Genomic DNA, 17,005 nt, shown 5'->3' on the forward strand with positions numbered 1-17,005 from the left:
GCGGCACCGTCGGCCTGCTCAATGCAGTCGGAATGTCGCGCGATTATAGCGGCTGGCGGCGGCGCCGCAATGACGGATGACGGCGGTCAGGCCAGCACGCGCCGGGCGGCGAGCATGCCCCAGTACGACGCTTCCTCGAACAGCGACAGCCCGGACAGGTCCGCATGCGCGAACACGACGGGGCCGTCGGCCTCGCGCAGCGCGAGCAGCCCCGGCCGGCTCAGGAAGCCGACGTCGGGCGTCGCCATCGCATGACCGCGCACGGTGATCTCGAGCGCCGTCGCGTGCTTCCAGAGTTCGCGTCCGTAGACGGCCTGCAGGTCGATCGCCGCCTGTTCGCGCAACGCATCGGGCCTGGCCTGGGCAAGCCAGCGGCGCGTGTCGTCCGGCGTTTGCGTACTCAACGCCTGATAGGCGGAGAACACCGAACGCGTCGGCGGCGACATCCGGATCAGCTGGTGCGTCGACACGACATAACCGAGCGCCGCGCCGTCGTACACGACGTTGTCCCACGCGAGCGGCACGCCCGCTTCCTCGGCCGGCATGCCGTCGAGCAGGAAGTTGGACACGAGCCACGGCGCGCGCGGCGGCAGGTCGCGCGCGGGGTCGAAGCCGTATGCGCCGAGCTGCGGAAACACGCGCGCCGCGACGAACAGCGGCATCGCGCTCACGACGCGCCGCGCCTTCAGCATGAACGTCGACAGCGCACCGTCGTTGCCGACGCGCGCGCACAGCACGTCGACGCCGCCCGCGCGTTCGGTCGCGCGCACCGCGAAGCCGTCGCGCGACCACGCGCCGGAACCGGTGCGCGCGGTGATCGAATCGCTCAGCTTCGTCACCATCGTGTGCAGCCCGTCGGGCCAGGTCAGCACCGCGCCGTCGCTCGCATCGCCCGCGTGGCCGCCGCGCGACGAGAAGTAGTGCAGGCCGGCCCACGCGGACACGCGCTCGTACCCGGCGCCATAGTCGTCGCGGCAGCAGTAGTTCAGGTACCAGTGCAACGCCTTCGCCGTGTAGCCCTCGTCGAGCAGCCACTGGCGGAACGAGCGCCGGTCCAGCGCGCGCCAGCGCGGGTCGCGCGACGATTCGGCGATGGGGATGCAGAACACCTTGCGGCCGTCGGCGCCGCGCGCGGTGCGCAGCCCGTCGGTGTAGGCGAAGAACTTCGCCTGTTGCGCGAGTTCGTCTGCGCCGAGGCCGGCGGTCGGCACGATGCCGTCCTGCCACTGGCCGGCGATGAAGAGCCGTTCGTCGGGCGCATGCACGAGCGCGCGTTCGTCGTACACAGGGCGTGCGGAGAACGGCGCGGATTCGATCACACCGAGATCGGCGAGCATGTCGCGCAGGTGCGCGGATTCGAGCGACGGCAGCGGCAGGTAGTGCGCGCCCTTGGGATAACCGAGATCGCCGAAGCGGCCGCCGGCGGCATTGCCGCCGAATTCGGGGCCCGCGAGCACCGTGAAGCGCGTGTGCCCTGCGCGCGCAAGCTGCCATGCGCACGACAGCCCGGCGGCACCCGCGCCGAGGATCGCGACGTCGGTTTCGATCGTGCCGGAAGGCGGCGGCAGCGTCGCATGGTCGCGCAGCGCATGGCCTTCGCGCATGCCGGGGTAGCCGACCTGCGGCGTCGTCTCGATCCAGCCGGTGCGCCCGCAGGCGGCGAGCGATGCGGCGGCCGACGCGACGAGGAACGTGCGGCGGTCCATCAGCGCAGCACGTGCTTCCAGTCGTCGTCGAAGCGGCGCACGAGCGGCTGGTCGTTGAGTTCGTTCGGCGACATCGGCAGCGACGGCATGTCGGCCGGGAAGTGGAACATCTCGGCGGCCGTCTGCGCGTCGAGCCAGCGGGTGGGCACCGAGTAGTGCGTCGGGACCGTGAAATCGCGGCGCTTGCCGGCGATCACGAAGCCCCAGTCGCCGAACGACGGCACGTAGCAGTGGTACGGCCACGTGTTGAGCCCCGCTTCGTGCAGCGTCGCGATGATGGTCCAGTACGCGTGCGGCGCGAAATACGGCGACGTCGACTGGATCACCGCATAGCCGTTCTCCGACAGGTGGCGCGCGAGCAGCCGGAACACGGGTACCGAATACAGCCGGCCGAGCCCGAAGTTGGTCGGGTCGGGGAAGTCGACCACGATCGCGTCGTACACGTCGGCGTTCGATTCGAGCCAGCGTATCGCGTCGTCGTTGATCACGTGCACGCGCGGGTCCTTCAGCGAGCCCTGGTTCAGCTTGACGAGCGGGGCGGACGTCGAGAACAGCTTCGTCATCGCGGGGTCGAGATCGACGAGCGTGATCTGTTCGAGGTTGCGGTGCTTCAGCAGTTCACGCACCGCGAGCCCGTCGCCGCCGCCGAGCACGAGCACGCGCTTCGCCCACGGCAGTGCCTCGATCGTCGGGTGGATCAGCGCCTCGTGATAACGATGCTCGTCGCGCGACGAGAACTGCAGGTTGCCGTTCAGGTACAGCCGCATGTCGTCGTGCCATTGCGTGAGCACGATGCGCTGGTACGGTGTCGTTTCCGAATAGATCGTCTCGTCGCCGTACACGCCGTGTTCGGCCCAGTGCGTGATGCGGTCCGACAGCACGAAGCCGGCGACGAGCAGCCCGATCACGAGCGACGCGCGCATCAGCTTGCCGCGCACGTTGCGGATCTCGTCGCGGAACAGGTGCGTCGTCCACAGCGCGACGAAGGCGTTCAGGAGCCCGAACAGGAAGCTGGTGCGCAGCAGGCCGAGGCGCGGCGCGAGCACGAGCGGGAAGATCAGCGACACGGCGAGCGAGCCGAGATAGTCGAAGGTCAGCACTTCGCTGACGGTATGGCGGAATGCCTGGCGACGCTGCTGGAACGCGCGCATCACGAGCGGGATCTCCATCCCGATCAGCAGGCCGAGCGCGAGCACCAGGGCGTAAAGCGCCGCGCGGAACGGCGCGGCGAGCCAGGCGAACACCGCGAACAGCAGCGCGGCCGACACGCCGCCGAGCAGGCCGACCAGCAACTCGATATCGACGAAGCGGTCGAGCACGTCGTCGTCCTCGACGAACTTCGCGAGCCACGAGCCGATCCCCATCGCGAACAGGTAGCTGCCGATCACCGACGAGAACTGCAGGATCGAATCGCCGAGCAGGTAGCTCGACAAGGCGCTGCTGATCAGTTCGTAGCCGAGCCCGCACGACGCGAGCACGAGAATCGACAGGACGAGCGCACGCCTATGCAGCATGGCGCATCCGTTGTGCAGTGTTCGGCAATGTGGATATACTGGCGCGGAATTTTGTCCGGTGGCCCCGCGCGGGCCGGCCGGCGACGGGGCGGCGAACCGAGCACAAAATCCGAGGGAAAGAATGAATAGTGCCTATCTCTATGCGGTTCATTTACTGTCGGCGTTCGTGCTGCTTCTTGTGTTCGCGGCAGTGTACCTGAAGGTCACTCCGTTCGACGAACTGGCGCTGATCCGCGACGGCAACGCGGCCGCGACGCTGTCGTTCGGCGGTGCGCTGATCGGCTTCTGCCTGACGCTCGCGTCCAGCATCGCGCACAATTCCACATTCGGCGAAGTCGTGATCTGGGCCGTCGGCGCGATGGTCGTGCAGCTGATCACCTATGCGGCGCTGACGCGCCTGATGCCCGGCATGAATCACGCGATCGAGGATCGCAACGTCGCGATGGGCGGCCTGATGGGCACCGCGTCGCTCGTCGTCGGCATCATCAATGCCGCCTGCCTGACCTGACGCGCCACGCGTTTCGAGGAGACCGACATGAGTCTGGGATCGTTTATCCGCAAGCAGTTCATCGACGTCCTGCAATGGACGGAAGACACCGACGGCGTGCTGGCCTGGCGCTACCCGATGGAAGACCAGGAAATCCAGTACGGCGGCAAGCTGACCGTGCGCGAAACGCAGGTCGCGATCTTCGTCAACGAAGGCAAGGTGGCCGACGTGTTCCAGCCGGGGCTGTACACGCTGGAAACGAATACGCTGCCGGTGCTCACGTACCTGAAGAACTGGGACAAACTCTTTCAGTCGCCTTTCAAGTCGGACGTCTATTTCTTCAGCACGCGGCTGCAGCTCGGCCGCCGCTGGGGTACCGCGCAGCCGGTGACGATCCGCGACCGCGAATTCGGTTTCGTGCAGGTGCGCGCGTTCGGTATCTACTCGTACCGGATCGTCGACGCGGCCGCGTTCTATCGCGAGGTCAGCGGCACGCGCGCGCAGTACACGGTCGACGAGGTCGAACAGCAACTGCGCAACCTCGTCGTGACCGCGATGAGCACGACGTTCGGCTCGGCCGACGTGCCGTTCGTCGACATGGCCGCGAACCAGTCGCTGTTGTCGCAGCGTGTCGCCGACGCGCTGGCGCCTGTGTTCACGCGCTACGGCCTCGCGCTCGACGCGTTCGCGGTCGAGAGCGTGTCGCTGCCGGCCGAGCTGCAGAAGGCGCTCGACCTGCGGATCGGCGCGCGGATGGCCGGCGATCTCGCGCGCGCCACGCAATACCAGACCGCGCAGGCGATTCCGCTCGCCGCGCAGAACCCGGGCGGCATCGCGGGCGTCGGCGCGGGGCTCGCCGCGGGCGCGGCGATCGGGCAGGCGATGGCCGGACAGATCGCGGGCGCCGCGCAACCGGCGCCGGCCGCACCGCCCGCGGCCACTGCAGCGCCGGTGGCGGCCGCGCCGGCGGAAGGCACCGACTACGTGCAGCGGCTCGAACAGCTGAAGGCGCTGTTCGACAAGGGCCTCGTGACCGAAGACGAATATTCGCGCGCGAAGGCCGAGATTCTCGCGAAGCTCACCCGGTAAGCGTCGCGCATGTTCAGTACCTCGTGCCCCCAGTGCGGCGCGCCGGTCGAGTTTCGCTCGGCGGCGGCGGTGATGGCCGTCTGCGCGTTCTGCCGCAGCACGCTGCTCAAGCGCGGGACCGACGTCGAGCGGATCGGCGAACTGGCCACGGTGCTCGACGATGCGTCGCCGATCCAGATCGGCACGGCCGGGCGCTACGGCAAGCGCACGTTCACGGTGCTCGGGCGCATCCAGATGACCTACGACGCCGGCGTGTGGAGCGAATGGTATGTCGTGTTCGACGACGGCACGTTCGGCTGGCTGTCGGATGCGTCGGGCCAGTACGCGGTGACGGTGCGCGAGCCCGACGATGCGTCCGGCGGCGCGTGGCCCGCGTTCGGCACACTGGAGCCGGGCATGCGGATCGACCACGGCGGCCGCGCGTTTCTCGTGTCCGACGTGCGTACCGCGCGCTGCACGGGCGGCGACGGCGAGCTGCCGTTCCGCGTCGATGCCGGCTGGGAGGCGCGCGTCGTCGACCTGCGGACCGGCAACGCATTCGCGACATACGACTATTCCGACGCCGATTCGAACGGCGGGAGTCCGGCCGTCTATACGGGCGAAGCGCTGGAGTTCGACGCGCTCGCGTTCACCGGGCTGCGCGATACCGACAACGATACGCGCGAGAAGCGCGGTGCGGAGATGGTGCCGTTCGCGTGCCCGAGCTGCGGCGCGCCGCTGTCGTATGCGCCGAACGTGGCCGACTACGTCGTGTGCGGCAGTTGCCATGCGGGCGTGCAGTGCACGGCCGAGCAGCAGACCGTGTTCGCGGCGCAGCGCAAGCTCGAAGCGGTGAAGGGGGCGCTGGAGCTCGGCGCGATCGGCACGTTCGACGGCGTGAAGTACACGGTGATCGGGATGATGCGCTGCCGCGTGCCGGGCGACGAAGAGACGTGGGACGAATACCTGCTGCTGAACCCGAAGCGCGGTTTCCTGTGGCTCGTGCAGAGCGAAGGGCGCTGGGAGCGTGTGCAGGTGCTCGACCAGTGGCCGACGATCGGCAGCGAGTCCGACGTGACCGACGGCGGCAAGACCTACCGCCTGCGTGAGGAATACGACTCGGAGGTCGTCTATGTGGTCGGCGCGTTCAACTGGCGCGTGCAGGTCGGCGATCGCACGTCGATCATCGACTATGGCTGGCAGAAGGACAAGCTGACGCGCGAGCGCAGCGATGCGGAGATCGTCTGGTCGCGCGCGCGGCCGCTGTCGGGCAGCACGCTCGCCGAACGCTTCGGCACGCCGGCGCTCGCGACGGCCGCGGCCGCGGCGGCAACGGGTGCCACCGCGTCGACCGGCCTGTTCGGCCGGAAAGGCCCGCACAGTTTCGCGCCGCTGCCGCTCGTGTTCAGCGCGCTGCTCGCGATCCTGAACATGGGCTCGCTGTTCTCGTTCAGCGGCCGCTCCGTTTACGTGCTGGTCGGCCTGCTGGTGCTGTGGCTGCCTGAATGGCTGTGGAAGAGTTTTGCGTCGGACGGGGGCAACGCGTGATCCGGTACATCCTCTACGGTGTCTACGGCCTGATCGTCGTCACGCTGTTCAGCTGCGCGTCGATCGGCGGCAGCGGTTCGGGCGGCGGTGGCTGGGGCAGTTCGTCGGCCCGCAGCGGCTACTCGTCGTACGGGTCGCACAAATGACCGCGCGCGACGGGATCGCGCCGCCGCGCGAGACGTTCGGTTCGCACGTGCTGGCCGACCTGGCCGGCATCGACGCGGCGTTGCTGCGCGACGCCGCACGGCTCGAGACGCTGCTCACCGAAGCGGCGCGGCAGGCGGGCGCGCGCGTGATCGGCGCGCATTTCCATCATTTCGGCGGCGAGCACGGTGTGACGGGTGTCGTGCTGCTCGCCGAATCGCACATCACGATCCATACGTGGCCCGAGCATCGCTTCGCGGCCGTCGACGCGTTCATGTGCGGTGCGGCGCGTGCGGCCGAGGCGGTCGATGCGATTGCCGCTGCGCTCGGCACGCAGGCGCAAGTCCGGCAGCAGGTTGCGCGCGGCGGCGCGGCGACGTGAGCGGTCGTTCGACTCTCGTTGCCGAAATGCAAAACAGCATCCGATTCTCCGCGTTGCTCGGCTGGGCACTGCTCGCCGGCCATGCTGCCGCCGATGTGCAGCCGAAGGCGCCCAGTCCGGTCGTGATGGTGCACTTCGATTACGACGAGAAGGATACGGCGCGCCTTCGTGCGCTGGAGCGACGGCTGGATCGCGCGGTGAAGCGGGCCGGGGCCGGCGAACTGGGCGAGACCGAGCTGCATCGCGACGGCAACGACGGGTATCTGTACCTGTACGGCGCCAGCGCCGACCGGTTGTATGCGGTGGCGCGCCCGATCCTGAAATCGTCAGGATGGCTGACCGGCATGGAGGTGACGTTGCGCCGCGACGCCGGTGCGGAGACTTTCCCGTTGCGCCGCGACGGCGCCCGTTAGTGCGTAGATGATCCGGGCGGCGCGGCGGGTGCCGCGGCCGTCGCGAATCGGGGCGGAAAAGGTGATTTCATCATGGCCGACGTTGGCGACATGCCGCCGGGACGTCATCGAGATGACGCATCGCTGCCCGGCGAGTCGTATGCGGGAGGCCGGACACCGTGACGCTCCGGCCGCTAACGATCGAACCGGAACGTCGACACACTGTGCAGCGTCGCGTCGTCGGTGCCGACGAAGCCCTGCGTCCCCGCGACGGCCGAGCGCTTGCCGTTGCTCAGCACGGCCCAGTAGCATTCGCCGGCTGCCGAGTAAAAGCCGGTTTTCGGATCGCTGATGCGGCACATGATCGTCGCGCTCATGCCGTGCCAGCCGGGACCGGAGATGCGCTCGACTTCCTGCGGGATGCCGGGGCCGTACGACGTCACCCATTTGCCGTCATCCTGCTTCACGAATCCCGCTTCCTTTTCCGCGACCGGCTCCAGCGCGCCGTCGACGATCTCGAACGAGATGAACCTGCTGCTATAGGTCATGTTGCGGCCGACGATCGCGATGCAATGGTCGCTGCCGCCTTCCGGGCACGGCTTTTTCACCTGCCGGTTCGCGAGGTATTCGAACGAGATGCCGAGCGCCGGGTCGTGGTAGGTCTTCCAGCCCGCGTGTTTCACCTGCTTCAGCGCTGCCGTGCGATCGCGGTACGCGGTGGCGATGCAGGCGGCGTCGGCGCAGGCATCGCGCTGCGTGAGCCACGCGCGTTGTGACCGGATCACGGCCTGCTGGTCGGCGGCGATGCCGACTGCGTCGAAGTAGGCGTTCGACAACGCACTGTCGGCCGAGACGAGCGTCTTGTCGGCGCAGATCAGGTGCTCGGTGCGTGTCGTCGCACGTGCGCATTGGATGCCGTCGGCATGGGCCGACAACGAGAGGCCGATGGCGGCCAGCGCGAGACCAGGGCGGATGCCGAACACGGACGACTCCTCAACGGGTTCGAGCGGCGGCCGTCATGCCGCCGTCGGGTGACACAACGGCGCACGCGGTTCGCGAAGCGTTGAACCCGTGCGCCATGCAGCGGGATACGACAAGGCGAAATCAGCGATTGATTTCGTCCGCCGAGATCAGCTCGGCCACCAGCACCGGCGCGGGCCCCCGCAGGTAGTACTCGTGCTCGAGCGGCTCACGCAGCTTCATGAACGTTTCCGCACCGACCTGCATCGTTTCGCCCGCATGCATGCGGGCGCCGCTTTCCAGCAGGTAATGCATCACGCTGTTGAAGATGCCCGAATAACGCTCGCCTTCGTGATGACCTTCCGCGAGCGCGGCGAAATCCGGCAGGCCGAACACGTCGGCGCCATAGGTGCGCATCCATACGCCCTGGACGCCTTCGACCTCGTATTTCACGAAGCCGCAGAAGAACAGGTTCAGCGGGATATTTCGCAGCACTTCGAGGCTTTCGTCGCCGAGTTCCTTCGCGTTGAAAACGCCCGCGGGCAGCGACGTGTGCGCGTGCTCGTTCAGCACTGCGAGGCCGTTCTGTTCGGCCAGCGCGCCGGCGACGGCCGCCAGTGCGACGTACTGGTCGAGCGGATTCGTTTCGTGCCCCGCGTAGTAGAGGATCACGTGGCTGCGGCTCGCGCGCACCTGCTGTTTCAGGTCCTGCCCGTAGTGGGCGGGCGCGACGCACGCTTCCAGCGCGTCGGACGGATAGGGCGCATCGAAGCCGACGAGCCGGACGACGTGGTTGCCCCAGCCGGCGAGCCCGAACACCTGCGAGAGCGTCGGCTCGGTTTCGACGCGCGCCTGCTTCATGCTCGGGTGGTACGCGCGCAGTGCGGCCGTCAGTGCGGCGATATCGACCTGCAGCGGGCCGTCGAAGACGACCGCCACGCTCAGCGGATTCTCGACGTCGGGTGCCGCGGCCAGCGCGACGGGGTTTTCGGGTACTTCCTTGCGGCCAAAGAATCGGGATATCAGGCTCATCGGATTATGTTCGTGTCGAAGCCGTTTCAGGGAGGGGGCCCCGTTCTCTCGGTCGGGGCGCGCCGTCAGGGTGACGGCCGCCCGTAGTTTCCACGGGTTCGGCGAATCTGGCAAATGCGCGGCGAACGCGTGGCGGTGAGGCGACGGCGCGTTCGAATGCGTTCGGCAGGCGGGGGGCAGACGCGCCGGGCCGTGCGGCCCGCGCTCGCCGGTCAGTGCGGCAGCGCTTCCGCTTCGGCCCAGCGCTTGAACGAATCGAGACGCCGGCGCGTCTGCACGAGATAGAACGCGCCGATCAGCGGTTCGAGCAGCCAGCGCAGCCAGGCCGGCTGGGCGCGGAAGTGGTACGTGAATTTCACCTCGGTCGTGCCGGGCGTGTGCTCGGTGAAGTTCCAGCTGCCGCTGAAGCGTTCGAGCACTTTCGGGCCGTCGACCATTTCGACGGCCGCGACCTGCGGCGGACGGTACGAGATGTAGCGCGACACCATCGTCGCGCCCGACTGGCTGCGGCAGAACGCATCGACGCCGACGTCGGCCGTCATGCCGTCGAGCAGATAGGCATCGGTGAGGAAGCTGTCCCACACGAGCCGCCGCGCGTAATCCTGCGACCACGTGAAGAGGCGCCTGCGATCGACGCCGACGGTCCGGCTGACTGAGATCCTCATGATGGCGGGTGCAATGGCGCGGATTGGGATGGAACCGAGTGTAACCCGCCGATTCGGAGCATTTCTTCATACTTCGTCAAGTCGAGCAAGGGCTCGATTGACGCCCTCCGGGATTTCCCCTAGGATTCACACCAACCCTTCGGGAAAGACCCGAAGCGTTTCAATCTCTTGAGGGAGCCTCATGAGTACGCAACAGAACCGGCGCTTCGACGCGCTCGTTTTCATTGGTCGTTTCCAGCCTCCGCATCGTGGTCACCTGAACGTGCTGAAGTCGGCACTGAGTCGGGCCGAGCGCGTGTGCGTGCTGATCGGGTCGACCGACAAGCCCCGCACCATCAAGGATCCGTTCTCGTTCGACGAGCGCCGCCAGATGCTGGCTTCGCTGCTCGACGCGTCCGAGCGCGACCGCGTGACGATCGCGCCGTTGCAGGATTCGACCTACAACGACGGCGACTGGGTGCGCTGGGTGCAGGACGCCGTCGCGTCCGCGCTCGGCGACGTCGCGCAGCGCAAGGTCGGGCTGATCGGTCACGAGAAGGACGCCACATCGTATTACCTGCGGATGTTCCCGCAATGGGAGCTCGTCGACGTCGACGCGACGGAAGACATTTCCGCCACCGAGATCCGCGACCAGTATTTCGCCGAACGTACCAACAGCTTCGTGCAGTGGGCCGTGCCGGAACCCGTGTTCGGCTGGCTCGAGCGTTTCCGCACGCAGCCGGAATTCGCGCAGCTGAAGTCGGAAGCCGAATTCATCGCCGCGTATCGCAAGGCGTGGGCGGCCGCCCCGTATCCGGTCACGTTCGTGACGGTCGACGCGGTGGTCGTGCACTCGGGCCATATCCTGCTGGTGCGCCGCCGCAGCGAACCCGGCCGCGGCCTGTGGGCGCTGCCGGGCGGGTTCGTGAACCAGGACGAGCGGCTCGACGCGGCCTGCATCCGCGAGCTGCGCGAGGAGACCGGCCTGAAGCTGCCGGAGCCCGTGCTGCGCGGCTCGATCAAGGATCGCCAGGTGTTCGATCACCCGACGCGCTCGTTGCGCGGCCGCACGATCACGCACGCGTGCCTGTTCAATTTCCCGACCGGCGAGCTGCCGCGCGTGAAGGGCAGCGACGACGCCGACAAGGCGCGCTGGGTGCCGCTGAACGAATTCGCGCAGATGCGCAACGTGATGTTCGAGGATCACTTCGACATCGCGTACCACTTCCTGGGGAAGCTGTGATCCGCTGATTCCCCGCATTCCGGTCCGCCGCGACAGACGCGGCGGCACTTCAACGGCCTAGAGGAGCTCTAGCCATGCAAAACGATCTCGGCGGCTTTGCCGCGGTTCTTGCCAATCCGATCCTCAACACGGATTCGTACAAGGCTTCCCACTTCCTGCAATATCCGCCCGACGCGCAGGCGATGTTCTCGTACGTCGAATCGCGTGGCGGCCGCTACGACCGCACGGTGTTCTTCGGACTGCAGATGTTGCTGAAGGAATATCTGTGCAAGCCGATCACGCACGCGATGATCGACGAGGCGCGCGATTTCTTCACGGTGCACGGCGAACCCTTCAACGAAGCAGGCTGGCGTTATATCGTCGAACGCTACGACGGTTATCTGCCGGTGAAGATCCGGGCGGTGCCGGAGGGTTCGGTCGTGCCGGTGCACAACGTGCTGATGACGGTCGAATGCGACGACCCGCAGGTGTTCTGGCTCGCGTCGTATCTCGAGACGATGCTGCTGCGCGTCTGGTATCCGGTGACGGTCGCGACGCGCAGCTGGCACCTGCGGCAGACGATCCGCCGCTTCCTCGAAAAGACCGACGACGACCTCGCGCAACTGCCGTTCAAGCTGCACGACTTCGGCGCGCGCGGCGTGTCGAGCGCGGAGTCGGCCGCGATCGGCGGCGCGGCGCACCTCGTGAACTTCATGGGCTCGGACACGGTGCTCGGCGTGCTGGCCGCGAACCGCTTCTATCGCGAGCCGATGGCCGCGTACTCGGTGCCGGCGGCGGAGCACAGCACGATCACGTCGTGGGGGCGCGAAGGCGAGGCCGACGCGTACCGGAACATGATTGCGCGCTTCGGCTTTCCCGGCGCGATCGTGTCGGTCGTGTCGGACTCCTACGATCTGTTCGCCGCACTCGACCTGTGGGGCGGCGAGCTTCGGCAGGCCGTGCTCGATTCGGGCGCGACGCTGGTCGTGCGTCCCGATTCGGGCGACCCCGTGAAGATCGTGCTGCAGACCGTGCGTGCGCTGGACGCGTCGTTCGGCTCGACCGTGAACGGCAAGGGGCGGCGCGTGCTGAACCGCGTGCGCGTGATCCAGGGCGATGGTGTCGACGAGCTGTCGATCGAAGCGATCCTTTCCGCGCTCGACGACGCGGGTTACGCGGCCGGCAATGTGGTGTTCGGCATGGGCGGCGCGCTGCTGCAACAGGTGAACCGCGATACACAGCGCTTTGCGATGAAGTGCTCGGCGATCCGGCGCGGCGGGGAGTGGCACGACGTTCGCAAGGATCCGGTCACCGATCAGGGCAAGCGCTCGAAGAAAGGGCGGCTCACGCTGCTGCGCAATGATCGAACCGGCGAGTATCGGACGACGACGCTACCGGTTGCGTGGGACGACCGGATGCTGGAAGGCGAGTGGGAAGAGGCGCTCGAGACGGTGTTCGATACGGGGCGGCTGCTCGTCGATACGTCGTTTGCCGAGGTGCGGGCGAGGGCGCACGCAGGGGAGGTGTGAGGTAGGCGGAGGAGTGACGCGCGGCGTTCGCGTCACCCCGCCACCTGCGATGTTCGATGGCGGCTTCGTCGAAAGAAGATCGTTATCAACGAATGGCTCTGGATGTCGGCGTGATGCGAGGATCGTCGCAAAGATGCCGACATCCGTCCGTGCACAGCGGAACCAGGGTCAGTCCGATCTGAAGATAACCCTCGTAGCCGGCGCTGTCTTTCGGATACGGTTTCGAGATCATGTGCGTGTCTGTCCAGATGTTCTCGTCCTTGACGCCGAGCTGGACGAGGTATTCCCTCAGATTGGCCGCTCGACGCAGCGCAAGCACTTGTGGGTCCTTTTCACCGATATACGCGCCGGCAGAGATGATGCCGCGAATGTCCGCATCAGGCCACTGACGGGCACGGATAACCATGTCCGCTATCTTGACTCGATCCTCATTCGGAATGGCGGAAGAGTTGAGCGCGACACTGTCCAGCATGTCTTCGGAAACGGTACATGCCGCGAGCGGCGGCGAAAACGCCAGGCATAACCCGAGCGCGATGCTCGTCAGATGCGCGAGAGACCTCACCACAAGACCCTGTCGTCAAAGAACGAAATATAGCAAGCGAGGCTGTCGGCGTTATTGATTGCCAGATCCCGATGATCCCGCGCCCAGTATTTCAGGCCGGTCCCGAATCCGTAGATTTCGTCATTCGAGTCGAAGGTATCGACGTAGTGCGTGCACTCGTGAATCAAGACCTTCAACTTGCAATTGGAAGAGAGTCGAGCGTCGGGAAGCGTGCAGAAGTGCGGATAGATTGCGATGATTCGCTTGTCTGAATCGGGTTTGCATACGGCGGCATCGGTGATTCCGTTGTCGGGAAACACGGTACACGTGATGTTTCGCTGTTTCTGCTCGTCCCAGCGGATGACATTTTCCGGTTTTAATTCCTGCATGACGCGCAGAAGCTTCGGCAACCCGATCCGTAGGTGATGTCGAATTTCCTCATCGGATCGCCCGAACCAGGTATGGACGCGTTCCTGTTCTCTTTGCTCCCAATGTGCAATACCGTGAATCCGATCCTGAATCAACGAGATCGCCGCGTCACGCAACCGCACGATCAGTTTCCGGAATGCCTTGTTCGGCATGTTCTCGCAGATCGGTGTCGGGTCAAGGTCGACGACATGAACGGATCCTGGCGTCGTGTTCGTGTAGGCGGTTCCAACGAAAACCCATTCGTCGTCTTCGTTTTCGTCGGCATCGTGTGAATTCAGAATCCCGTTCATTGGCTCGATAGATCCCGGTAAAAAAGTTGGAAAACTATCGGTTGTCGGGAGCGCGCTCGTCTATGGGATGAGTACGATTTTGCGACTCATCTACCGCGAGCGCGAACGATGACGCTGCAAGTGAAGGAAAACGCTGATGCCGGAACCATTCGATTACCGCTTGCGCTTCCGCCCGTTCTCACGGCTCGCCGGTCAGCACGCGCCCGTCCGCATCGTCCCGCGCACCCGTGTGCTCCGCCGCCCGCACCGCCTCCATCGCCCGCGCCAGCGCATCGAACACCGCCGGCCCCTTGCAGCGCGACACGTTGAAGCGCATGAACGAGGTCGCGCCGTGCGACGCACTGAACACGTTGCCCGGCGCGAGCACCACATCGTGATCGAGCGCATGGCGTGCGACACGCGCGGCGTCGAGCCCGTCGGGCAACTCCGCCCACACGAACAGGCCGCCGCGCGGCTCCGTCCAGATCCCGAGGCCCGCGCGTGCGAGGCGCCGGATCGTCTCGCCCATTGCATCCGCGAGACGCGCGCGCAGGCTGTCGAGATGGCGCCGGTACGTGCCGTCGACGAGCAGCCGGTGCACGACGTTCGCGCCGATCTGCGCATGGCCGAACGACGTCGCGAGCTTCAGGTCGACGAGCGCATCGATCCATTCCGGGCGCGCGGCGACGTAGCCGCAGCGGACCGCGGCCGACAGCGTCTTCGAGAAGCTGCCGATCGACACGACGCGCGACAGCCCGTCGAAGGCCGCGAGGCGCGGCGCGGGCGTGCTCTCGAAATCCGCGAAGATGTCGTCCTCGACGATCAGCAGGCCGTGCTCGGCCGCGAGCGTCAGCAGGCGGTGTGCGACGGGCGGCGCGAGCGTCGCGCCGGTCGGGTTGTGCAGTGCCGCGTTGGTGATGTACAGGCGCGGCCGGTGCTCGGCCAGCACCTGCTCGAAGCGCGCGAGATCGGGCCCGTTCGGCGTGTACGGCACGCTGACGATCCGCGCGCGATGCGCGCGCAGCAGCGCCTGGAAGTTGAAGTAGCACGGATCGTCGAGCACGACCGTGTCGCCAGGCTCCAGCAGCAGGCGGCACACGAGGTCGAGCGCATGCGTGCCGCCGTCGGTCAGCATGATCTGTGCGGGTTCCGCGTGGACGCCGTGCTGCGCGAGCCGCCAGGCGAGCTGCTGGCGCAGCGCGGGCAGGCCGAGCGGCGTCGCGTAATCGGTCAGCGCGTCGGATTCGTCGCGCGACACGGCGCGCAGCGCGCGGCGCAGGCTCTCGTCCGGCAGCCACGACGGCGGCAGCCATCCGCAGCCGGGCTTCACGGTCGTCGGCGCGGCCTCGAGCGACTGGCGCGACAGCCACAGCGGATCGAGCTCGCGATCGAGACGCGGGCCGAGATCGGCGAGCGCGAGCGGCGGCGCGTGCCCCGACACGTAGAAGCCCGAGCCGCGCCGCGCGACGAGCACGCCTTCGCTCGCGAGCCGCTCGTATGCGTCGACGACGGTCGATTTCGACACGCCCAGCCCGTCGGCCATCATCCGGATCGACGGTACGCGCGCACCGGGCATCAGCGCGCGGCTCGCGATCCGCGCGCGCAAGGTGTCCATCACGGTTTCCACGCGCGTGCGCGACGGCGCGGGCGGAACGGAAAGCGGGGCGGAATGGCTCATCGCGAAGAATGAACTGTACGGACGGTTGTCCAGTACAGTTTGTCGAAATTGTATTGGGCTGTAGCTTACGCGCTTTTCACGGGCGGCGGATCATCGGTGATCCACTTTCCCCGTTCAGGATTTCCCGTGCAAAAGACGACCAACGGATGGCTCAGCGGCCTGCTGGGCGTGATCATCTTCAGTGGCTCGCTGCCCGCGACGCGTATCGCGGTGCAGGGGCTCGACCCGTTGTTCCTCACGTTCGCGCGCGCGACGATCGCCGGCGCGCTCGGCCTGCTGCTGCTCGTCGTGCTGAAGCAGCGGCGGCCGACGCGAGCCGAGGCCGTGTCGCTGGCCATTGTCGCGCTCGGGGTCGTCGTCGGTTTTCCGTTGCTGACGGCGCTCGCGCTGAAGCATGTGACGTCCGCGCACGCGATCGTGTTCGTCGGGCTGCTGCCGCTCGCGACCGCGCTGTTCGGCGTGTGGCGCGGCGGCGAGCGGCCGCGGCTGCCGTTCTGGATCTTCTCGATCGTCGGCAGCGGTGCGGTGGCTGCGTTTGCGTTGCGCAACGGCGGCCAGGCGTCGGTGGTCGGCGATGCGCTGATGCTGGCCTCGATCGTCGCATGCGGGCTGGGCTACGCGGAAGGCGCGCGCCTGTCGCGCCAGCTCGGCGGGTGGCAGGTGATCTCGTGGGCGCTCGTGCTGTCGCTGCCGCTGATGCTGCCGCTCACGTGGCTCACCTCGCCCGCGTCGTTCGACGGCGTCGATGCCGCCGCGCTGTGGGGGCTCGCGTACGTGTCGCTGTTCAGCATGCTGATCGGTTTCGTGTTCTGGTATCGCGGGCTCGCGCTCGGCGGGATCGCGAGCGTCGGCCAGTTGCAGCTGCTGCAGCCGTTCTTCGGCCTGCTGCTGGCGGCCGGGCTGCTGCACGAGACGGTACCGCCGTCGATGGTCGTCGTGACGGTCGTCGTGGTCGGCTGCGTGGCGGGCGCGAAATACTTCTCGAAAGTGGCACCCGTGCGGCGCGCGGGCTGACGCGCGCGCGTGGTGGAGGGAACGGGCGCGACCCGCCGCAGGTCGCGCCCGTTCGCGCTCAATCGTCCGGGGTGCATACGCGCAAGCGGTGGCCGTCCGGGTCGAGCGCGACGAACGTCAGGCCGAACACGGCCGTCATCGGCGCCTGCTCGAACGTCACGCCGAGCGCCTTCCACGCTTCGTACAGGCGCCGCACCTCGTGGTCGTCGTCGACCCTAACGGATCGTGTGGCCGTTCGCGCTCGGCTATTTCAATGACGTGCGCATCCTGGCGGCGTGGTGCGAAGGCCGGAACGATTTCCGGCATTTCCGGACGGATCGCATCGTCGCGCTCGAACGGCTGGACATGCGCTATCCGCGGCGGCGCGCGGCGTTGCTGAAGGCGTGGCGTGCGGCGGGCGCCGACGTGCGCGTGACGGTGAGGTGAGGGGGCGAGATGCGCAGGCC

The 17,005-nt window shown here is 67.1% G+C and carries 19 protein-coding genes; 10 read left to right on the plus strand and 9 right to left on the minus strand.

Annotation, left to right across the window (positions count from 1 at the left end):
- Window positions 1–86: 86 nt before the first annotated feature.
- Both APZ15_RS28485 and APZ15_RS28490 read right to left on the minus strand, forming a co-directional pair.
- On the minus strand, window positions 87–1,706 hold the full coding sequence (locus tag APZ15_RS28485; protein WP_027789559.1) for an NAD(P)-binding protein: 1,620 nt from the start codon (window positions 1,704–1,706) through the stop codon (window positions 87–89).
- Window positions 1,706–3,220, minus strand: coding sequence for a polyamine aminopropyltransferase (locus APZ15_RS28490; protein WP_027789558.1), 1,515 nt, complete (start codon window positions 3,218–3,220; stop codon window positions 1,706–1,708). Before APZ15_RS28490 ends, APZ15_RS28485 begins: the two co-directional genes overlap by 1 nt.
- Before the next feature lie 121 nt (window positions 3,221–3,341).
- Here APZ15_RS28490 and APZ15_RS28495 point away from each other — a divergent pair, with 121 nt between their 5' ends.
- The 6 genes from APZ15_RS28495 to APZ15_RS28515 are packed head-to-tail and all read left to right on the plus strand — an operon-like array spanning window position 3,342 to window position 7,262.
- On the plus strand, window positions 3,342–3,728 hold the full coding sequence (locus APZ15_RS28495; protein ID WP_027789557.1) for a DUF350 domain-containing protein: 387 nt from the start codon (window positions 3,342–3,344) through the stop codon (window positions 3,726–3,728).
- Between the two features lie 27 nt (window positions 3,729–3,755).
- The gene (locus APZ15_RS28500) at window positions 3,756–4,796 is read left to right on the plus strand and encodes an SPFH domain-containing protein (protein WP_027789556.1); all 1,041 of its coding nucleotides are present in this window, start codon (window positions 3,756–3,758) and stop codon (window positions 4,794–4,796) included.
- A 9-nt stretch (window positions 4,797–4,805) separates the two neighbouring features.
- Entirely contained in the window at window positions 4,806–6,323 is a 1,518-nt protein-coding gene (locus APZ15_RS28505; RefSeq protein WP_027789555.1) for a DUF4178 domain-containing protein, read from the plus strand.
- A complete protein-coding gene (locus tag APZ15_RS41300; protein WP_153489189.1) occupies window positions 6,320–6,469 on the plus strand; it encodes a hypothetical protein in 150 nt (49 codons plus the stop codon). The genes APZ15_RS28505 and APZ15_RS41300 overlap by 4 nt, the downstream gene beginning before the upstream one ends.
- On the plus strand, window positions 6,466–6,849 hold the full coding sequence (gene speD / locus APZ15_RS28510) for an adenosylmethionine decarboxylase (protein ID WP_027789554.1): 384 nt from the start codon (window positions 6,466–6,468) through the stop codon (window positions 6,847–6,849). Before APZ15_RS41300 ends, speD begins: the two co-directional genes overlap by 4 nt.
- Window positions 6,850–6,875: 26 nt before the next feature.
- Window positions 6,876–7,262: a hypothetical protein gene (locus APZ15_RS28515; RefSeq protein ID WP_027789553.1), complete on the plus strand. Its 387-nt coding sequence runs from the start codon at window positions 6,876–6,878 to the stop codon at window positions 7,260–7,262.
- 173 nt (window positions 7,263–7,435) lie between these two features.
- Here the strand turns inward: APZ15_RS28515 and APZ15_RS28520 are convergent, their stop codons facing one another.
- From APZ15_RS28520 to APZ15_RS28530, 3 genes are all read right to left on the minus strand, one after another.
- Window positions 7,436–8,224 (minus strand): lysozyme inhibitor LprI family protein, encoded by a 789-nt coding sequence (locus tag APZ15_RS28520; protein ID WP_027789552.1) that lies wholly within the window; start codon window positions 8,222–8,224, stop codon window positions 7,436–7,438.
- A 121-nt stretch (window positions 8,225–8,345) separates the two neighbouring features.
- The gene (locus tag APZ15_RS28525; RefSeq protein ID WP_027789551.1) at window positions 8,346–9,233 is read right to left on the minus strand and encodes a DUF4261 domain-containing protein; all 888 of its coding nucleotides are present in this window, start codon (window positions 9,231–9,233) and stop codon (window positions 8,346–8,348) included.
- Window positions 9,234–9,445: 212 nt separating this feature from the next.
- Window positions 9,446–9,898, minus strand: a complete 453-nt coding sequence (locus APZ15_RS28530; protein WP_027789550.1) for a type II toxin-antitoxin system RatA family toxin — start codon at window positions 9,896–9,898, stop codon at window positions 9,446–9,448.
- A gap of 181 nt (window positions 9,899–10,079) precedes the next feature.
- On the opposite strand from APZ15_RS28530, the gene APZ15_RS28535 reads away from it, so the two are divergent.
- Window positions 10,080–11,120, plus strand: coding sequence for a bifunctional nicotinamide-nucleotide adenylyltransferase/Nudix hydroxylase (locus APZ15_RS28535; RefSeq protein WP_027789549.1), 1,041 nt, complete (start codon window positions 10,080–10,082; stop codon window positions 11,118–11,120).
- A 74-nt stretch (window positions 11,121–11,194) separates the two neighbouring features.
- On the plus strand, window positions 11,195–12,628 hold the full coding sequence (locus tag APZ15_RS28540) for a nicotinate phosphoribosyltransferase (RefSeq protein WP_027789548.1): 1,434 nt from the start codon (window positions 11,195–11,197) through the stop codon (window positions 12,626–12,628).
- 85 nt (window positions 12,629–12,713) lie between these two features.
- On the opposite strand, the gene APZ15_RS28545 is transcribed toward APZ15_RS28540, so the two are convergent.
- The 3 genes from APZ15_RS28545 to APZ15_RS28555 all read right to left on the minus strand — a co-directional run bounded on the left by APZ15_RS28545 (window position 12,714) and on the right by APZ15_RS28555 (window position 15,545).
- Window positions 12,714–13,193, minus strand: coding sequence for an OmpA family protein (locus tag APZ15_RS28545; RefSeq protein ID WP_049097292.1), 480 nt, complete (start codon window positions 13,191–13,193; stop codon window positions 12,714–12,716).
- Window positions 13,187–13,888, minus strand: a complete 702-nt coding sequence (locus tag APZ15_RS28550) for a M35 family metalloendopeptidase (protein ID WP_049097291.1) — start codon at window positions 13,886–13,888, stop codon at window positions 13,187–13,189. Before APZ15_RS28550 ends, APZ15_RS28545 begins: the two co-directional genes overlap by 7 nt.
- Before the next feature lie 178 nt (window positions 13,889–14,066).
- Window positions 14,067–15,545: an aminotransferase-like domain-containing protein gene (locus tag APZ15_RS28555; protein WP_027789545.1), complete on the minus strand. Its 1,479-nt coding sequence runs from the start codon at window positions 15,543–15,545 to the stop codon at window positions 14,067–14,069.
- 126 nt (window positions 15,546–15,671) lie between these two features.
- On the opposite strand from APZ15_RS28555, the gene APZ15_RS28560 reads away from it, so the two are divergent.
- Window positions 15,672–16,559, plus strand: coding sequence for a DMT family transporter (locus tag APZ15_RS28560; RefSeq protein ID WP_027789544.1), 888 nt, complete (start codon window positions 15,672–15,674; stop codon window positions 16,557–16,559).
- Window positions 16,560–16,617: 58 nt separating this feature from the next.
- Here the strand turns inward: APZ15_RS28560 and APZ15_RS28565 are convergent, their stop codons facing one another.
- Window positions 16,618–16,755, minus strand: a complete 138-nt coding sequence (locus APZ15_RS28565; protein WP_226128018.1) for a VOC family protein — start codon at window positions 16,753–16,755, stop codon at window positions 16,618–16,620.
- Between the two features lie 29 nt (window positions 16,756–16,784).
- Between APZ15_RS28565 and APZ15_RS28570 the strand changes: the two genes are divergently transcribed.
- A complete protein-coding gene (locus APZ15_RS28570; protein WP_027789543.1) occupies window positions 16,785–16,985 on the plus strand; it encodes a WYL domain-containing protein in 201 nt (66 codons plus the stop codon).
- The last annotated feature ends 20 nt before the right edge of the window (window positions 16,986–17,005 follow it).

The organism is Burkholderia cepacia ATCC 25416 (assembly GCF_001411495.1).
Taxonomy (GTDB): domain Bacteria; phylum Pseudomonadota; class Gammaproteobacteria; order Burkholderiales; family Burkholderiaceae; genus Burkholderia; species Burkholderia cepacia.